Origin of the sequence: Levilactobacillus bambusae (assembly GCF_003124125.1) — a bacterium.
GTDB lineage: Bacteria > Bacillota > Bacilli > Lactobacillales > Lactobacillaceae > Levilactobacillus > Levilactobacillus bambusae.
Window position 1 is genome coordinate 90374 of record NZ_QCXQ01000001.1, and the last position, 17338, is coordinate 107711.

The 17338-nt window shown below is 43.5% G+C and carries 23 protein-coding genes and 1 tRNA gene; 10 read left to right on the top strand and 14 right to left on the bottom strand.

Annotated features, from left to right (window positions below; all coding sequences use genetic code 11):
* Positions 1 to 13 precede the first annotated feature (13 nt).
* The 4 genes from DCM90_RS00535 to DCM90_RS00550 all read left to right on the top strand — a co-directional run bounded on the left by DCM90_RS00535 (position 14) and on the right by DCM90_RS00550 (position 5828).
* Positions 14 to 403, top strand: a complete 390-nt coding sequence (locus DCM90_RS00535; RefSeq protein ID WP_109249409.1) for a LapA family protein — start codon at positions 14 to 16, stop codon at positions 401 to 403.
* Between the two features lie 65 nt (positions 404 to 468).
* Entirely contained in the window at positions 469 to 2796 is a 2328-nt protein-coding gene (recJ, locus tag DCM90_RS00540; RefSeq protein WP_109249410.1) for a single-stranded-DNA-specific exonuclease RecJ, read from the top strand.
* 22 nt (positions 2797 to 2818) lie between these two features.
* A complete protein-coding gene (locus DCM90_RS00545; RefSeq protein ID WP_109249411.1) occupies positions 2819 to 3343 on the top strand; it encodes an adenine phosphoribosyltransferase in 525 nt (174 codons plus the stop codon).
* Positions 3344 to 3500: 157 nt separating this feature from the next.
* Complete coding sequence (locus tag DCM90_RS00550) at positions 3501 to 5828, top strand: HAD-IC family P-type ATPase (RefSeq protein ID WP_109249412.1); 2328 nt, start codon at positions 3501 to 3503, stop codon at positions 5826 to 5828.
* Between the two features lie 111 nt (positions 5829 to 5939).
* On the opposite strand, the gene DCM90_RS00555 is transcribed toward DCM90_RS00550, so the two are convergent.
* The 10 genes from DCM90_RS00555 to DCM90_RS00595 form a co-directional block, all read right to left on the bottom strand.
* Positions 5940 to 6119 (bottom strand): hypothetical protein, encoded by a 180-nt coding sequence (locus DCM90_RS00555; RefSeq protein ID WP_109249413.1) that lies wholly within the window; start codon positions 6117 to 6119, stop codon positions 5940 to 5942.
* Between the two features lie 85 nt (positions 6120 to 6204).
* The gene (locus DCM90_RS10145) at positions 6205 to 6336 is read right to left on the bottom strand and encodes a hypothetical protein (RefSeq protein ID WP_263852048.1); all 132 of its coding nucleotides are present in this window, start codon (positions 6334 to 6336) and stop codon (positions 6205 to 6207) included.
* A 10-nt stretch (positions 6337 to 6346) separates the two neighbouring features.
* On the bottom strand, positions 6347 to 6778 hold the full coding sequence (locus tag DCM90_RS00560) for a nucleoside-diphosphate kinase (RefSeq protein WP_109249414.1): 432 nt from the start codon (positions 6776 to 6778) through the stop codon (positions 6347 to 6349).
* A gap of 129 nt (positions 6779 to 6907) precedes the next feature.
* Positions 6908 to 7210, bottom strand: a complete 303-nt coding sequence (locus DCM90_RS00565) for a hypothetical protein (RefSeq protein ID WP_109249415.1) — start codon at positions 7208 to 7210, stop codon at positions 6908 to 6910.
* Between the two features lie 269 nt (positions 7211 to 7479).
* Entirely contained in the window at positions 7480 to 7809 is a 330-nt protein-coding gene (locus tag DCM90_RS00570; protein ID WP_109249416.1) for a hypothetical protein, read from the bottom strand.
* A gap of 493 nt (positions 7810 to 8302) precedes the next feature.
* Positions 8303 to 8390: transfer RNA gene (locus DCM90_RS00575), tRNA-Ser, on the bottom strand.
* A gap of 122 nt (positions 8391 to 8512) precedes the next feature.
* Positions 8513 to 8842, bottom strand: a complete 330-nt coding sequence (locus DCM90_RS00580) for a hypothetical protein (protein WP_109249417.1) — start codon at positions 8840 to 8842, stop codon at positions 8513 to 8515.
* A 28-nt stretch (positions 8843 to 8870) separates the two neighbouring features.
* Positions 8871 to 9089, bottom strand: coding sequence for a hypothetical protein (locus tag DCM90_RS00585; RefSeq protein ID WP_109249418.1), 219 nt, complete (start codon positions 9087 to 9089; stop codon positions 8871 to 8873).
* Between the two features lie 256 nt (positions 9090 to 9345).
* The gene (locus DCM90_RS00590; RefSeq protein WP_109249419.1) at positions 9346 to 9543 is read right to left on the bottom strand and encodes a hypothetical protein; all 198 of its coding nucleotides are present in this window, start codon (positions 9541 to 9543) and stop codon (positions 9346 to 9348) included.
* Between the two features lie 60 nt (positions 9544 to 9603).
* Positions 9604 to 10056: a hypothetical protein gene (locus tag DCM90_RS00595; protein ID WP_109249420.1), complete on the bottom strand. Its 453-nt coding sequence runs from the start codon at positions 10054 to 10056 to the stop codon at positions 9604 to 9606.
* A gap of 110 nt (positions 10057 to 10166) precedes the next feature.
* On the opposite strand from DCM90_RS00595, the gene DCM90_RS09905 reads away from it, so the two are divergent.
* Complete coding sequence (locus DCM90_RS09905; RefSeq protein WP_165815163.1) at positions 10167 to 10328, top strand: hypothetical protein; 162 nt, start codon at positions 10167 to 10169, stop codon at positions 10326 to 10328.
* Between the two features lie 127 nt (positions 10329 to 10455).
* On the opposite strand, the gene DCM90_RS00600 is transcribed toward DCM90_RS09905, so the two are convergent.
* Positions 10456 to 11133 carry a histidine phosphatase family protein gene (locus DCM90_RS00600; protein ID WP_109249421.1) on the bottom strand — a complete coding sequence of 226 codons (678 nt, stop codon included), beginning with the start codon at positions 11131 to 11133 and terminating at the stop codon, positions 10456 to 10458.
* A 121-nt stretch (positions 11134 to 11254) separates the two neighbouring features.
* A complete protein-coding gene (locus tag DCM90_RS00605; protein ID WP_109249422.1) occupies positions 11255 to 11902 on the bottom strand; it encodes an MIP/aquaporin family protein in 648 nt (215 codons plus the stop codon).
* 199 nt (positions 11903 to 12101) lie between these two features.
* On the opposite strand from DCM90_RS00605, the gene DCM90_RS00610 reads away from it, so the two are divergent.
* Both DCM90_RS00610 and DCM90_RS00615 read left to right on the top strand, forming a co-directional pair.
* On the top strand, positions 12102 to 13004 hold the full coding sequence (locus DCM90_RS00610) for a PPK2 family polyphosphate kinase (RefSeq protein WP_109249423.1): 903 nt from the start codon (positions 12102 to 12104) through the stop codon (positions 13002 to 13004).
* Between the two features lie 200 nt (positions 13005 to 13204).
* Positions 13205 to 14386 carry a hydroxymethylglutaryl-CoA synthase gene (locus DCM90_RS00615; protein ID WP_109249424.1) on the top strand — a complete coding sequence of 394 codons (1182 nt, stop codon included), beginning with the start codon at positions 13205 to 13207 and terminating at the stop codon, positions 14384 to 14386.
* A gap of 84 nt (positions 14387 to 14470) precedes the next feature.
* Here the strand turns inward: DCM90_RS00615 and DCM90_RS00620 are convergent, their stop codons facing one another.
* On the bottom strand, positions 14471 to 15106 hold the full coding sequence (locus DCM90_RS00620) for a hypothetical protein (protein ID WP_109249425.1): 636 nt from the start codon (positions 15104 to 15106) through the stop codon (positions 14471 to 14473).
* Between the two features lie 158 nt (positions 15107 to 15264).
* On the opposite strand from DCM90_RS00620, the gene DCM90_RS00625 reads away from it, so the two are divergent.
* Entirely contained in the window at positions 15265 to 15702 is a 438-nt protein-coding gene (locus DCM90_RS00625) for a nucleoside 2-deoxyribosyltransferase (RefSeq protein WP_109249426.1), read from the top strand.
* Between the two features lie 198 nt (positions 15703 to 15900).
* Here DCM90_RS00625 and lexA read toward each other — a convergent pair whose 3' ends face one another.
* The gene (lexA, locus tag DCM90_RS00630; protein WP_109249427.1) at positions 15901 to 16530 is read right to left on the bottom strand and encodes a transcriptional repressor LexA; all 630 of its coding nucleotides are present in this window, start codon (positions 16528 to 16530) and stop codon (positions 15901 to 15903) included.
* A 187-nt stretch (positions 16531 to 16717) separates the two neighbouring features.
* Here lexA and DCM90_RS00635 point away from each other — a divergent pair, with 187 nt between their 5' ends.
* Entirely contained in the window at positions 16718 to 16969 is a 252-nt protein-coding gene (locus tag DCM90_RS00635; protein ID WP_109249428.1) for a DUF896 domain-containing protein, read from the top strand.
* A gap of 106 nt (positions 16970 to 17075) precedes the next feature.
* Positions 17076 to 17312 (top strand): YneF family protein, encoded by a 237-nt coding sequence (locus DCM90_RS00640; protein WP_109249429.1) that lies wholly within the window; start codon positions 17076 to 17078, stop codon positions 17310 to 17312.
* Positions 17313 to 17338 lie beyond the last annotated feature (26 nt).

Here is a 17338-nt window from a genome sequence, read left to right on the forward strand (position 1 = left end):
GGGAGCGAAAGTTATGAAAAATCAGGGCCGCATTATTTTAGGAATTTTATTAATTATTTTAATTGCCATCTTTGCTTTACTAAACGTTGAGACTGTCCCGGTCGACTTTGGGTTTGCGGAGGTTCACTGGCCGCTTGTAATGGTGCTTCTCATTTCATTGCTGATCGGAGCGCTGTTAGTTTTTCTGTTTTCCAGTATCAATACGTTTAAAACTAACCGGCAGCGTAAGACCTCCGAACAGGATGCCAACGCTCAGATTGACTCCCTGCAAAAGCAAAACAATCAGTTAACGCAACAATTGAAGAATTCGGTCGGTAAACAGGATTCTGGCCAGAAGGATCAACAAATTAAGCAACTTCAGCAGCAGGTTGCGGATTTAAAGAAGAAAGTTCAAACCAGTTAAACGGAGAGATTAAAACAAGACAGCGGTGCCTGCCTTGTTTTTCTTTTTGAGAAAGGATGACTTGCGTGATTGAATCACATTATGATTGGGATGTTAAGGGTGTTAATCGACCGACTGAAGCAGCTAAACAGTTGGGAACTCAGTTAGACATAAATCCCGTGATTGCCCAAATTCTCATCCACCGCGGTTATACGACGGTGGATGAGGCCTCTGCCTTTTTAAACCCAGGTCCTGAACAGCTTCACGATCCAATGTTAATGCATGACATGCAAAGAGGGGTGGAGCGCATTGAAAAGGCCATTTCAGAGGGAAACCAAATTACGGTTTACGGTGATTATGATGCTGATGGCGTAACTAGTACCGCGATTTTAGTGGAGGCGCTAGAACAGATGGGCGCTCAAGTGAACTATTACGTTCCTAATCGGTTCACGGATGGTTACGGACCTAATTCACGGGTTTTTGAGGAACTTATTCAGGCTGGGACAGAATTGATTGTCACGGTTGATAATGGGGTGGCAGGAAATGAAGCCATATCCGTTGCCAATGAACACGGGGTTGACGTTGTGGTAACCGATCACCACGAAATGCCGGAGACGTTACCAGACGCCTATGCGATTATCCACCCCCGCCACCCAGAGGGTTCCTACCCCTTTGGCGACCTATCAGGAGCTGGGGTAGCTTTCAAAGTTGCGACCGCACTATTAGACGAAATTCCCCAAGAAATGTTAGACCTCGCCGCAATTGGCACTGTGGGGGACTTAGTTTCTTTAACACGTGAGAACCGGGTTTTAGTTAGTTTTGGATTAAAACTTCTGGCTCAGGATGAGCGACCCGGATTAATTGCCCTAATGAAAAATGCTGGGGTTGATGCCCATCAAATTACGGAACAAACCATTGGATTTACCATTGCGCCAAGACTTAATGCGCTTGGTCGGATGAAAGATGCAAAACCAGCGGTGGAGTTGTTAACCACGTTAGATCCCGATCAAGCTCAAGAATTGGCTGATCAGACGGAGAAAACCAACCAGGAGCGTCAGGGACTAGTTAATAAAATTAGTGATGAAGCCCTGCAAATCGCTAATGATGAAGAACATGTTCATCGGCAAGCGTTGGTTATTGCGGGACATCATTGGCATGAGGGTGTCTTAGGGATTGTGGCATCCCACGTAGTAGAGGCGACTGGTAAGCCAACTTTGATTCTAAACCTTGGTGACGATGGCCGAGCTAAGGGTTCCGGTCGAAGTGTTCCAGCGTTCAACCTGTTTGCTGCCCTAGACCCCCACCGTGATCTGATGGTGGCTTTTGGGGGTCATCACATGGCCGTTGGATTAACGGTGATGGCGGATCAATTAGATGAGTTAGCCCAAGCTTTGGATGCGGCGGCTGACGAACAGGATCTAAAGGCCAGTGGCAAACAGAGTTTAACCGTGGCGGCTGAAATCTCGGTTTCTACGGCGACAATGGAAGTTTATCAAGCCGTCCAGCGACTAGCACCGTTTGGGCCGGCTAACCCAGAACCATTGTTTGAGTTTAGCGACGCTTCCCTGCAGAATGTCAAGGCTATTGGCAGTACGGGAAGTCACTTGAAGTTTGAACTCACTGAGGGTCAGCAACGGTTAAGTGCCATTGACTTTGGTGCCGGCCAGTTAGCCAGTGATTTAACGGCGAATTCGGACGATGCTCAAATTGTGGGGGCGTTAGGGACAAATACCTGGAAGGGGAAGACGAGTCTCCAACTGATGGTAAAAGATATTGCAACCTCAGGAATTACCATCATTGACTCACGGACTTCGGCGCTGCATCAACAAATGTTTGATCGGCCGGGAATTTACGTTTTCTTTCATGAATCCCTGTATGAACAACTTCAAGGGTATATTAAGGAACCCGCAATTAGTATTTGTATTGACGGTCAGGTTTTGACTCAACCCATTCCAGATGATCAACCCATCATACTAGTGGATTGTCCGGATTCAACTGATGATTTAAAATCCATCTTAGCCGAACTACCAGGGAATGAAATCGCGCTGTACCTCTATAAAAAGCAGCCAGTTTCGCTTTTGGGGATGCCAGAACGGTCGGAGTATGCTAAACTATTTAAGTTCGTTGAAACACACCAAAATATTGATATTACCCATCAAATGGGGGAACTCAGTCAATTTTTAGGGATTCAACAAGCACAGTTGGTCTTTATGATTCAGGTTTTCTTTGAACTCGGGTTTGTCACGATTTCAGCGGGCAAGATGACGGGGGTCAAACATCCTGAAAAGAAGGCCCTTTCCTCTGCACCTAGTTATCAGTTGAGAGAGGAACAGGTAAAGACAGAGCAGGCTCTGCTGTTTAGTGACGGTAAACAGTTAATCGCAAGACTAAAAGCGATTTTTAAGGGGCATTAAATGACAAAGGAGTTCATCAATTATGGCAATTGATTTCACAAAGTATGTGGCGACGGTTCCTAACTATCCAGAGGATGGCGTTATTTTTCGAGACATTTCTCCGTTGATGGCAAACGGAAAAGCCTATCATGCTGCAACCGATGAAATTGTGAAATATGCTAAAGAAAAGGGTGTCGATATGGTTGTCGGCCCTGAGGCCCGCGGATTTATCGTGGGGTGTCCAGTTGCTTATGAATTAGGGGTTGGCTTTGCGGCGGCCAGAAAGGCTGGCAAACTGCCCGGTGAAACCGTTGAGGCCAAGTACGAATTGGAGTACGGAACGTCAGCGCTTTACCTGCAAAGGGATGCCATTCAACCCGGACAAAAGGTTTTAGTGACGGATGATTTACTGGCGACTGGCGGTACCATTGGCGCTACCATTCAGTTAATTGAGGACCTGGGCGGGATAGTCGTTGGGACGGCTTTCTTCATCGAATTAGATGATCTCCACGGCCGAGAAAAAATTGAAAGCAACGGTTATGACGTTTTTACGTTGATGAATTATTAAATCGGTTGCTGATAAGTTGTTTTCTAGCAAAAGACTGCTAAAATTAAGTTAATAAAATGAGCGATGGTGTTCGCTCAATAAATTCTTCGGAATTGATGACGCCTACTTCACTTAGATAAGTGAAGTAGGCGTTTTTTCTTACTTAAGGGGGAAAAGCATGGATCAGAATTCACTGGAATCAACGTATCAGGGGACAGGTTTAACAACGGACGAGATCAATCAGGAACAGCGTCAGTTTGGTCCCAATGTGATTCAACGCTCACAACAAACCACGTTGTTGCAGGGGATTATTGCCCGATTCTGGGGGCCGATCCCATGGTTGCTTGAAGCCACTTTGATTTTTGAAGTTAGTTTGGGCAACCTATTTCAAACCGTTGTTATTTTTGGACTACTTCTTTTTTCAGCCGTGGACGGGGCGATTCAGGAACACCGGGCCCAGTCTGCAATTGGTTTTCTTCATACGAAGGAAACAATGACGGCGCGGGTAAAACGAAATGGGACCTGGCAAACCATTAACGTCGATGATTTAGTTCCTGGTGATATCGTCCACCTATTTGTTGGGGACCTTATTCCAGCGGATGGAACGCTCGAAGCAGGTTCGGTCGTTGTGGATGAATCTGAATTAACGGGTGAATCGGCCGCCATTGAAAAGACTGAGGGGGCCACAGTTTCATCGGGAACGGTTGTTAAGCAGGGGGCTGCTCTGATGCAAGTTGTTAAAATTGGTGCGGCTAGTACGGCGGGTAAAACTGCGGCACTCGTCAAAAACGCTAAGGCCCCGGGGCAGCTCCAACAGCTTTTATTTACGGTAGTCCGTTATTTAGCCTATATGGATTTGGTATTGATTATTATTTTGGTCATTGTCGCAGTATTTAGGGGGATTCAGATTCAGGTACTGCTTCCCTTTATGGTGATTTTAATTGTGGCTACCATTCCAATTTCCATGCCCTCTAGTTTTACGGTTGCTAATTCAATTGAAGCTAAGTACTTGGCTCAACACCAAATCTTGGTTACGGATCTAACAGGAATTCAGGATTCAGCAACCATGACGGTTTTACTGACGGATAAGACGGGAACGCTAACCACTAATCGGCCCGTAGTTCAAGGAGTCACTTCGTTTCAAGGGTTAACGGATACGCAACTGCTTCAATTAGCAGCGGTTGCCTGTGATCCCAGTGGAGCTGGAACCATTGATAGAGCAATTATTGGTGAAGCGGCACAGCGGGGCTTAACTAGTTTACCACGCTTATCTTATACCCCGTTTGATCCTAATAAGAAGGTAACAGTGGCCACGACAAAGTGGAACGATCAACCACTAACCGTCACTTTAGGCTCACCAACCGTGCTGCTAACTAGGTTATCAAAAACGGATCAGGCAGTTACAGATGTGATTCAGGCCGAACAGGATGGGGATCGGGTACTTGCTTTAACGACGAGCTCAAATGGACAACCGGCAACCTTACAGGGATTAATTGCGTTGGCTGACGAACCAAGGCAGGATGCGGCAACCTCCATTGCCGATTTACAGGAACGTGGGGTTAAGGTTGTGATGTTAACGGGGGATTCGTCAACCACGGCTAAATCAATTGCAACAAAGGTTGGGATTGGGCCTAATATAACGGATATTCATAGTGGCCTCGCGCATCCACTGGAATATAATGGCTTTTCCGACGTCTACCCCCAAGATAAGTTTGAACTCGTGAAAGCTCTGCAAAAAGCGGAAAACGTTGTTGGGATGACGGGGGATGGCATTAATGATGCGCCTGCGCTAAAACAGGCTAACGTTGGGATTGCTGTTAGTAATGCAACGGATGTGGCAAAGGAAGCCGCTAAGGTCGTTCTAACGGAACCCCGGCTAAGTGATATTAGTAAATTAATTGATAGCGGGCATCGGGTTTATCAACGCATGCTAACGTGGACGATTACTAAGTTAGCTCGGACAGCTGAGTTGGCAGTCCTACTGACCTTTGGGTACTTACTAACAGACTTCTTTCCGGTTAATTTAAGCATGATTGTCTTTATTATCGTTATGAACGACCTGGTAACGCTAACCTTAGGAACAGATCGAACGTCGGCTATCACGCATCGGCCAGAAAAATGGCGGATGGGACAGATTATTAAAATCGCTAGCATTTTTACAATTGGTTGGCTTATCATTGGCTTTGGGTTATTAGATGTTTATTTAACCGGTTGGCATTTTTCCCACGCGGTGATTAGTTCTCTGCTATTTGTGTTCCTGATTGACTCACCGATGGCAACGATTTACATGACTCGGACGCGGGGTCATTTTTGGAAGCTAGCGCCAAGCCGCCCGGTTTTCTGGATGACGTTAATTAACGTTATTGTCGCCAGTGCCATGGCTATATTTGGAATTTTATTGGCTAAGGCGCCCGTTACTCAAGTTGCGTTGGTGCTAGGAATTGTGGTGGTAATGACCTTTGTTTTAGACGAAGTGAAGGTGCTTTACTATCGCAACCAGAATTAAAAATCGAAAACTATTTGTCGGTTAACCCCAATAAAATAAGCAGCATACCCAACCTTGATTATGCAATCAAAGTTGGGCATGCTGCTTATTAACGTTTCAGGACGTCAGATATTAATGCTGAATAATTAAACGAAAAACATCTGCACCCAATAAAATGACGAGCCCGATTCCAAGCGTGACAAGTGCCGCTTGCGCCGTCCGTTTTCTTGAGGAATTCCAAATCAACCAGACTAATCCAACCGCCATTAAAACCATCCCGATGATTCGACCGATGGTAACGAACTGAAGCACATTTACCGCATCCTTTTTTAGCGTTATTCAATATTATGCCACGTTTGATCATAAAATGCGAATGGGTTCTTTTAAGACCCGGTGGTTAACGCTTTGGCTTTGAGGCTGATTCTTGGTGAAGTGACTTCATCCGTTGAGAAACAGACATGATGTTTAACACAATGGTAATGAGGGTAGCGATAATAGATAAATATGCCGCAAGTTTATTGACTTTCATAAGCTCCTCCTTAAACTTCTAGGTTGGGAAACCAAATTTGAATTTCTTTTTCTGCGTCGGTAACACTGTCGGAAGTATGAACCGTATTTCGCAAGATACCGTCTGACCAGTCATGGGAATAATCACCACGAATGGTACCTGGTTGTGCTTCATCAGGATTGGTATTGCCCGCCATATGGTGAACGGTCTTAATGATATTAACCCCACTGGCCACGATAGCAACTAAGTGATCCTCCTGCATATAGCTGGTAATTTCCTTAAAAAAGGGTTTATCTACCTTGTCCGAATAGTGATTTTTTAATTGGTCCTCCGTTGCCGTAACGACTTTGAGTGCCGAAATAGTATAGTGCTTTTCTTCCAATCGGTGAATGATATCACCAATATGGCCCTCCGTTACCCCATCGGGTTTTACAAGTAGGAGTGTTCGTTCTAATTGGGTCATTTAAATCACACTTTCCGTCTTATTAGTAGTTAACACCCTTATTTTAAAATTTAAGGGAGAAAATTACAATAATTGTGATGAGCCCACATAAAAAGGCCAGAAAGCTCTGACCTCTTTAAGGTAATGAACTTAATGGTAAGCAACAGCGAACGCTAATTGACGGTTAGGCATTAAGTTCATTCCCAGCAGGCGTGTTTCGTCGTTGGGACCGTATGTTTCGGTAAATAAATTAAGAAATCCGTCGTTCTGTAAATCGGTTAAAATACGAAGTAAATTTTCTGCGCCCACTAACTCCTTTAACTGGCAGAGGAGATTGCCTGAGCAGGAGACGTTCTTAGCTTCCTTGGGTGTTAAACCAGACTCGAGTCGTTGATTATATAGCTTCGTGAAGTAGTAACGCAGGGTTTGTTCTTTTGAGTTATTAACTGTCATTGGCCATGACCACCTTTTCTAGAAGATAGCGCCATCATAACAAATATAATTTAGGCCATCAACAAATACGCTTATCAGGGTTAAGGCCCGTAAATGATGAATGATAATAATTTAAATTATGTAAAGTTATGGAATATCTTAAAACGGTTTTCTAGTAGCAAATGTCGACATTAGTGTCAACCTAGCCGTGGTCAAATAACGCAATAACTTCCTGAGTTAACGGACGCTAACGGGACCAAAAATAAAAAATACCGGCATTCGCCGGTATTTTACGCGATTGTAATTTTAAGGGTGTAATCCGACTTCGAAGAGGTCGCGACTTGATCAATGAAGTCACTATTTCCCGTAAGCCGAGGAATTAATTGAAGAGCCTGCTTAAAAGCTTGGGGATTTGGAAAGCCGGGGGTTAAAATATACTTTTTCCGGTGGGCATCTTGAACGTAAATAACATTTTTTTGGCCAAAAATTAAGTTCACCCGGGTTGGTAATGTTAAGGTCGCAAAAATTGATTGCGCTTCCTGATCCCCTGAAATAGTTGTGGCATTATTGACATCTAAAAATAGGGGTTGTTCCCCGTCCTGAGTACTATGTAAAATCATATGAACACCTCGTTTAATCAGCTTCATCCGTTAAATGAAGCTACTGATGATTCATAGTGTTGGTGATGAGTTGCGACACTGTGAATTAATGAGTTTATTATACACTATTAGTGGTGAGGAGTTATCACGTTTAGAATAAATTAGGGTGAACTTAAGGGAATAAGTGCAAATAGTTGTTTATTTGAAATAATTTGGTTAATATAAATCTTGGTTATCGTGAAAAAGCACGAACCCTACATTATGTTTAAGTCCCCGCCAAGTTTTTGGTAGGGACTTTTTAGGTCAGGGTGGGTGAGGGAGTTTAAAAGCGATCCCACAATCAAAGGACAGCCGAATGTCTTTTAAGTTTTGCTGGCGTTCAAAAAGTGTGAAAAAATGCTAAAAGTGTTCTCAGTTATTCGACATTCTTACCCAAACTCAAAAATAGGAACCTCGCTAAACGTTGATTTAGCGGGATTCCTATTTTTTAAAAACTTTCTATACCGTACCTGAAAGGAGAGTACAGGATTTGAACCTGCGCGCCGGTATTAGCCGGTTCGACGGATTTCGAGTCCGTTGCATTACCACTCTGCCAACTCTCCAAATTGCTTACAAAAATAAGTATATCAAAGATACAAATTAATGCAACATAAATTCCTTGATAAAAGTTTATAGCGTATACCAAATTGACAGTGAGCGGTGATTAACAGGTGGAGTGACAGGGCTAACGAATATAAAAGCGGTTCATTGCTAGTCTCAGGGTTGGCTCCACCTGCTCGGGAACCAATTCATTTGGGGTAATTTGATGATGATAACAGTAAGTATGATGAAAAAAATCCTCCATCTTTTGATAGTAAAAAATGTTTAAAAACCGAATTTCTTGTTCAGAGAGTTCGTTTTCGGTGATGGACGTTGTCACAATTTGATGTAAAACGTTTGGGTCAACGCCAGTACTTTCGGCTAGCCGATCGATGGTAATGGCACCGATTTCGATCAACCAACGGGTATTTTCAATGACGTGGTTAGTGTTAAAAAATTTTTTCCATTCAGACATTTTGGCAGCCTCCTTTTGCTAGCTCAATTTAAATTTCACTGGCGGGATCCGCCATCACAACACAGTAATGATTATTAAGCTGCTTTAGGGTAAAAACGTTGCGTGGATATTTAATTCGAACGAGGGTGAGAAACTCCGTGGCCTCGGTAGCTGAACTAAGGGATGTATCCAGCACTAAGCCCTTGGTAGCCGATTTAACTTTTAGATCCACCGATTGAATAAGTGTTGCAACCATTTCTTCTGACATCATTCATTTCTCCTTTGAAACTGATTTCATAATTTCATTGTACCCATATCAAAAATAAAATCAAGGTAAAGGTATATAAAAAAACAAAAAATATTATGTAATGGACTACATCAATATCGTTGGTACAAAGGAAAAGTGTCAAAATTGGTTTTATATAGTCTTGTTTTTTCTTTAATTGGTATATGTAAATTTAAGGGCGACGTTACTGCTAATAAAAAACCATCATCCATGGATGATGGTTTGAATGAAGAAGTAATTAGTGTTTGCGGACATGGAGGATATTGGTTGTTCCGTCTTTATCAAGGTCAAAGTCGGCATCAGCCACGTTGGCACTTAACCGGTCGATTAACTCACCAGCATGGTCGTCAGTAACATTAGTTAACTGAATCGTCTTGGTGCTACCAGAAGACATTGACTTTACGTCGGCTAGAATTTGATTTAATAAGTCATTCACTACGAAGACCTCCTTTTTGTTCAGTATAGCAGGTTCTGATTGGATCCTAAGTGAGAAAGCTCACAGCTTCAAAAGAACCGTATAATCATTTTTACCGTACATGAGATAAGTTCCCGACTTTAAGGAAATTGCCCCGAATTCATGACCTGCCGGAGTAACGGTGAGACTGGCTGATGCATCATCAATTTCGTAGCGTCCGGGTCGTTGATCAAAGACGTCCACCAGATTGTCAATGATGGTTTCCTTATTTGTCGGTCCCACTGGGGAAAGGTTGGCGTAGGCAACTAGGCCCTTTAGATTAACAATTCCCTTGGGATCGGTTTCAAACACACACTCGGTATCCGAGTCGTGGGCAAAGTTTAAAACGGCCTGTCGCGAATCCTGTTCACCGTACAAGCGATTTAACTGGGTTCCGTTGATGTAGACCGGGGTTTTAGTGTTAATATTATCTAAGGCCTCGCCCAAGGTGTGGTCAATGCTGTATAATTTATTTAATTCTGCGTCACTCGTCAATTGAATCACCTCCGAAAATTCTACCTTAACTTTAAACTATCGAGCGAAGGGTTGGAATTAAAACGAATCGGATTTTATTGCTAGTTAATCGAACGAAGGGAAGAAAGACAGTGAAACAAAATTTAATCTACTTTTTTATTTACGCACTCGTGGCCGTTCTCTGCCTGTTGTGGCTCCGGTCCCGGAAGAAAAAGGGGATCGAAAAGGATAATATTTGGATTGCGATTGTTGCGATTATTACGGCTTTGGCTGCCTTAGGTTCCGTCGTCTAAAAAATGCCAATCTGTGTGCCTGGATTTTGATAAGGCGATGAATAAAATAACTAAATAAGCAGCGTAACCTGGATGGTTGCGCTGCTTATTTAGTGGTTCAGGATATCCTGAGTTTCTGTCGCTAGCTTTAATCTTCGGGTGATGCGACCGGAATGTCAACGTGATTAAAGTATTCAACCTGAATATCATTATCCGTAATGATCAGTTTAGTAATACTGCCATTTTGGGTGGGTTCGCCTAAGTCAAGTTGGGGAGCGTATCGGTCCACGATGGAGCGAATGGTCATCCCGTGAGAGACAACGACGACAACGTCACCGTCGGATGTGTTTGCGCGGAGTTTATCAAAGCCCCGGTCAAGTCGGTGCCAAAACTGATCGTTACTTTCTGCTTCGCCATAAAGATCAGCGCGATGAATAAGATCACGGGCCTTTTCCAACCCAAATTGCTTTAGAACCGCACTCTCAGAGGTTAATTGAACTTGTTCACCAACAAATTGCCACATTTGGTTAAGGTCACTTCCTTCGAAGTAACCATGGCACTGTTCCCGAAATTCAGGATATTGGTATTGGACAATATTTTGATTGTGGGGGTTAGCCTTTAAAATCAACCGTTCCGTTTCAATGGCCCGACCGGAATCACTTGAATAGGCGGAGTCGAAGTTGAGGGCCTTTAAATTTTGGCCGGCCCGTTTGGCGTCAGCAATCCCTTTTTCGGTTAACGGGGAGTCAATCCAACCCTGTACCTTATTGTAGTGGTTTAACATCGTTTGACCGTGGCGGACAAAATAAGCAGTAATCGTTTTCATAATAATCTCCTTTACATGACTGATTTACCCTTAGTATAACAAATCTGGGGACAATCAACACTTGTCGGGCAATAAAAAAACACCTAACCGGCTGAAGTTAGCCGTTAGGTGTTAAAACTAATTAGTCAGCAAGGAACCACCGAGCGACAAAGGCAGCGATGGCACTTCCGACTAACGGAGCGCAGAAGTAAACCCAGTAGTGAGCCAGGGCGCTTCCACCCGCCAAAATTGCGGGTCCAAAACTCCGGGCGGGATTAAGCGAACCGCCAGTTAAGTTGAGGGCGACGATGATCATAAACCCAAGGGTAATTCCGATAACTAACGGAGCCATCATTGCGTTACCGAACTGATCGCTTGTGACCATTAAAATAATGAAAACGAATAGGAAGGTAATGAGGGCTTCAAATCCGAATGCCATTCCGGCTGAAATCGTTGGGAAATCCGTTTGGCCAAGTTGGTTTGCCGGTTGATGTAGCGCAATGGTAAACCGTTGAACGACAAACGAAGCGACGATTGCACCAATGAACTGTGATATCCAGTAGCCGATGGCTTGAACGAAAGTGACATCACCCTTAATTAAAAAGCCCAGGGTAACGGCCGAGTTAAAGTGACCACCAGAAATATTTCCCACGGCGTAGGCCATCATCATGACGGCAAGCCCGAACGACAAACCGATGGTCAGGGTATCACCCTTCGCTAAGACAACGGCTCCTGTACCGACAAACACTAGCACAAAGGTGCCTAAAAATTCAGCAACATACTTTCTCATCCAATAAATCCTCCTAGAAATTCTTGCTTCTATCGTCTAGTCAGGACGAGCAAACGTAAAAGCGTACAGATTATAGTTTGGCGGTTTTAGGAAGGGAGGTCAAGCTGATTTTAAATTTTTTTAAGTTTGCAAGCGTTTCAGCTCACTTTTATCCGAAAATCGTGCTATGGTGAAGAAAATAACATTGGGGGATGACGTTATGGGTGATGAAGAACTGTATCGTTATACAGGAAATGAACCGGTTAATATTAATAAGATTCCGACCCGGGCAAAACCGGCCAAAAAGGTGTCAAAACAAAGCGAGAAGGTGACCGAGCAAGCTAAGCTAGATGAAAACGTCCAAAAGTTAGCGGATTTTCAGCAGCGCCTTTACGCCGACAAACAAACGGGAATTATTATTTTGCTTCAAGGGATGGATGCGTCGGGCAAGGACGGCATGATTCGACACGTCTTTTCCGGGATGAATCCTGAGGGAACGTCGGTCGCAAACTTTAAGCAACCGACCTCAGTAGAATTAAGCCATGATTATTTGTGGCGGGTAAATAATGAATTGCCTGCTCGCGGAGAAATTAAGATTTTTAACCGGTCTCAGTACGAAGAAGTGCTGGTGGATAAGGTTCATCCGAACCTTGTCCTTAATGAAAAAATCCCGGGAATTACAAGTTCTAAGGATGTCACTCAAAAACTGTTTGACACCCGTTACCGAGACTTGAAAGCCTACGAACGATATTTGCGGCACCAAGGTTTCGTTTTTTATAAGTTTTTTCTTCATTTGTCAAAGGATGAACAGGATAAGCGGTTTATTAAACGTATTACGACTCCCGAAAAAAACTGGAAGTTTTCGGCAAGTGACGCCAAGGAACGGGCCTACTGGGACGATTATCAAATGGCCTATAACAAAATGTTAAGGGGAACGGCTACCAAGAAGAGTCCATGGTACATTATTCCGGCCGATGATAAGGTCACGGCCCGCTTAATCGTTTCGAATATTTTAGTTCAACACTTTGAAGCAATGAAGTTAACGTATCCGACGGTTTCTAATCAGGACCTGGAGGCTATGAAAAAGTTGCTTCCGGGGTTAAAGGAACAATTAGGCCGTTAACAAACATCCATGACGTAATTTTGCGTCATGGATGTTTTTGTGTATAGCAATAAGCATAACGACAAGAAATAAATGCTGTAAATTAACTGTTAAGTTGCATAGTACAATTGATCGTCTGTTGCGATTCAAAGGTAAGTTGTGCTACATTTACCTTTTAGAAACTGAGAAATGGCTCCCAGTTCACGAGAGGAGAAGGTTAGATGACAACAAACGTTGGGATTGATAAAATCGGGTTTTACGCCCCGAATTACTACGTAGATATGACTGATTTAGCGGAAGCCCGTCATGAGGATCCCAATAAATATTTAATTGGAATTGGGCAGAATCGACAGGCAGTTATTCCTCCAACTCAGGACGTTGTGACAATGGCTGCCAATGCTGCTGATTCCATTTTAACCCCTGAAGATAAAGAGAAAATTTCGTTAGTGCTATTTGGAACCGAATCTGGAATTGATAACTCCAAATCGGCAGCGGTTTACCTTATGAATTTGATTGGAGTTAATAATCAGGCCAAGGCGGTTGAACTCAAGCAAGCTTGCTTTGGCGCCACAGCAGGGATCGATCTTGCAAAAAACTACTTGATGAATCATCCAGACGAAAAGGCCCTAGTGATCGGTGCTGACGTTGCCCGGTATGGCATTAAAACTCCTGGCGAAGTGACTCAGGGCGGGGGAGCCGTTGTCATGTTATTAAGTCAGAATCCCCGGATTTTAGTTCTTGATACGCATGATGCCCATTTGACAAGGGATATTATGGATTTCTGGCGGCCAAACTATCGAACAGAAGCACTAGTGGACGGGAAATATTCCGAACAAGTCTATCTGGACTTTTTTACGGATACCTTTCACCGTTATCTCACTAAAACTGGATTTAAGATGGGTGACTTTGAGGCCCTGATTTTTCATTTACCGTTTACTAAAATGGGAGTCAAAGCGCTCAGAACGGTTTTGCCCGAGGCCGATGAGCGTCAGCAGGAAGTCCTAAAGGCCAACTTTGATGACAGCCGGGTGTATGCACGGGAAGTCGGTAATCTATATACTGGGTCACTCTATTTAAGCCTACTTTCATTGCTTGAAACCGGCAAGTTATCGGCTGGTGATCGAGTTGGGCTGTTTAGCTACGGTTCTGGTGCGGAGGGCGAGTTTTATAGTGGGGTGCTGGTCCCCAATTATCAGGATCAGTTGAATAAAATTCAACGTTTAGATGAATTGAATAACCGAACTAAGTTATCCGTACAGGACTACGAAACGATGTTTATGGATCAGCTGCCAACGGATGGATCAGACCGAATTCTTGATTTAGCAGGGGATCACGCAACGTTTGTTTTAGCTGGCCTAAAGGACCAACAGCGCCAATACAGAAAGCAAACGGTTAGACAGTAGCCGATTAGCATAATAAGACGATAAAAACCGGGAACGTTTAGGTGAACGTTCCCGGTTTTTGTACACAGCTAGATGTCATCCTGATTACTTGGCTAAGTTTTGGGTGACTTTGCCGTCTTTGAGACGAAGAATGATGCTATCGGATGCTGCTGAACTCTTGATTTGCCAGGTATAACCCGACCCAACGTTTTTTTGAATGCTCTGTGAGGTTTTGGTCATATTGGTCACAAAACTAGGCCACTTGATTTTTTGACCCTCGCCCGGATTTTGGGAAAGGTATGTAACGGCCTTGTTGAAGTCTTTGTCGGTGATCGTTAAGGTCCAGGTCTTGGTTGTAGCCGTATAGGTCACCTGGCCTAAATCGGCGTAGGTTTCCCGAAGCTGTTTACTCATTTGTTGAACTTTTAACGTTTGTTCGGCCTTAGCTCGATCAGCCTTTCCGCCGTCAAAAACGGAGTCCTTTTGATCGGAAAAGTTAGCTGAAAAATCCTTGGCTGAAGTTTTAGCAGAAGTTGAACTCTGAGAGGATACCGAATTGGATGTCTGATCATGACCGGACCAAAAGGGAAGCTTCCAAATTGATAGTCCCATGATTAAAACGGCAATCACGGCTAATCCAGTCGGAATTCGCCATCCCTCACCTTCCTGAAGATTAAGGACCAACTTAAAAATTGCGAGAAGTAGTACGATTCCCGCCATGATCGCAATAAAAAGCGCCATTAACTGAACCTCCTTAAATCATTTGAATGGTATTTAATTAACAGTATAACATGGTTGGGCATTGGTCTTCAGCTCGAACTGATTTTTTCTCAGGCGACCTAGACATATTTGGGTGAGGTCCGGTAAAATAGGGATAACCAATTCGAGGAGTGAAGAGTGTGAAAATTTATTTAGCAGGCCCCTTTTTTGACGATGAACAAATTAACCGAATAAAGCGGGTGGAAGAAGCCCTGAGCACAAACGTAACTGTAACTGACTTCTTTAGTCCTCGTGCCGAACAAATTGAAAATCTTGAAGTGGGTACCCCGGAGTGGGCTCAGGCAATTTTCGATAATGATGTTGACCATCTGCAAGACGCGGACGTTGTGGTGGCTGTGAGTGATTTTGTTGGTGACAACGTAGATTCTGGAACGGCGTTTGAAGTGGGGTATGCCGTCCGTGCTGAGATTCCGGTAGTTTTACTTCACGAAAAAGAATCGCCGGTTAATATTATGTTATCTCAAAGTTTAACCGCCTATCTAACGGATGCTGCTCAGTTAGCTGCCTATGATTTTAAGACTATGCCAGAGAGTCATTATAATGGTCCGGTCATTTAAAAATAAAATGAACTTGACACCATGAGTTCGCTTCGCTTTGAAAACACAATTTTTTCAGGTTGACCATTATGCGGTGTACAGCAAACCGTAATCAAAAACGGATGACGACTAAATTCGATCAACAATCGAATTAGTCATCATCCGTTTTTTGTATGAATTGAACGTTGGGCGTTTCATCCTGTTTACCTAACAGGTTATTTAACCAACGGCAGCCCGGTAGAGTCCGACGACCTTACCTAGAATGGCAACTTGCTTTAAAATAATCGGGGCCATAGTATCATTTTCCGGCTGTAAGCGATAATGATCTGCTTCCTTAAAAAAACGCTTGCAGGTCGCTTCGTTTTCTTCGGTCATGGCAATGACAATGTCGCCGTTATCAGCAGATTGTTGACGGCGAACGATCACTTCATCGCCGCTCAGGATTCCAATATTAATCATTGATTCACCACGAATGGTTAACATGAACAGATCGTCGCTGCTATTGTCAAATTCGGGTGGAATCGGAAAGTAATCAGTGGCCTCTTGGACCGCCAATATTGGTTCGCCGGCGGTTACCGTTCCTAAAACGGGAATCATTTCCTGCTTCTCTTTAACACCCAGTTCGGCCATGCCGGCTGTTGTAATTTCCAGCGCCCGGGGCTTGGTGGGGTCCTTATGTAGGAAGCCCTTTTTTTCTAGTCTTGCAAGATGGCCATGAACGGTTGACGTCGAGGAAAGGGATACGGCGTCGCAGATTTCACGAACGGTAGGTGGATAACCGACCTCGTTTACCCGTTTCCAAATAAAGTCGAGAATGGCCATCTGTTTGCTATCTGATGCTTTAGTCATAAGCTTGCATCCTTTCCCGGTAATTTTAAATTAAGTTTATCATAGGATACTGTAAGATTCAAACACTTGTTCGTATAAAAGCGGAATAAGTTGCGCTTTTAGGCGTTTGTTGTTAGAATTTTCATGCAAAAGAAAACCAATGACTTCTTTTGCCGCCTCAAATTTGAAGATAGAGGGGGATACACGCATGGCAGAAGATCCAGAAATGATGAAACTACTCGATCGAATCAATGAATTAGCTCACAAGGCTAAGGAAGTTGAATTAACTGAATTAGAAAAAGTCGAACAAAAGGACCTGCGGGAACAGTATTTAGAAAAATTTCGGGAGGGCTTTAGAAGTCAACTCGAAATGACCCAGGTGTTTGACAAGGATGGCAAAGAAGTTACGCCAGATAAAGTTAAAAAGATCCAACGCAAACGTGGATTACGAGATGACTAAGCTAAATAACGGGGCAATCTAGCGGGAAACCTAGGATTGCTCTTTTATTTTGCGGAGAAGTTGTGTAAAATCAATGATTGTAATGAAAAGATGAGGAGGGATGGCTATGTCAACCGGTATTTGGATTTTGATTGTCGTTCTGGCAGCAATTCTGGGAGCCGTAGGTGGCTTTTTTGGTGCTCGTAAATACCTTGAAAACTACCTAAAGGATAATCCGCCAATTAACGAAGATCAGTTGCGGGCAATGATGCTTCAGATGGGGCAAAAACCTTCACAACGTAAGTTGAACCAAATGATGAACGCGATGAAGTCACAATCATCAACGACATCAAAGAAAAAATAAACTGATCGATTCGTTTTGATCAGTTG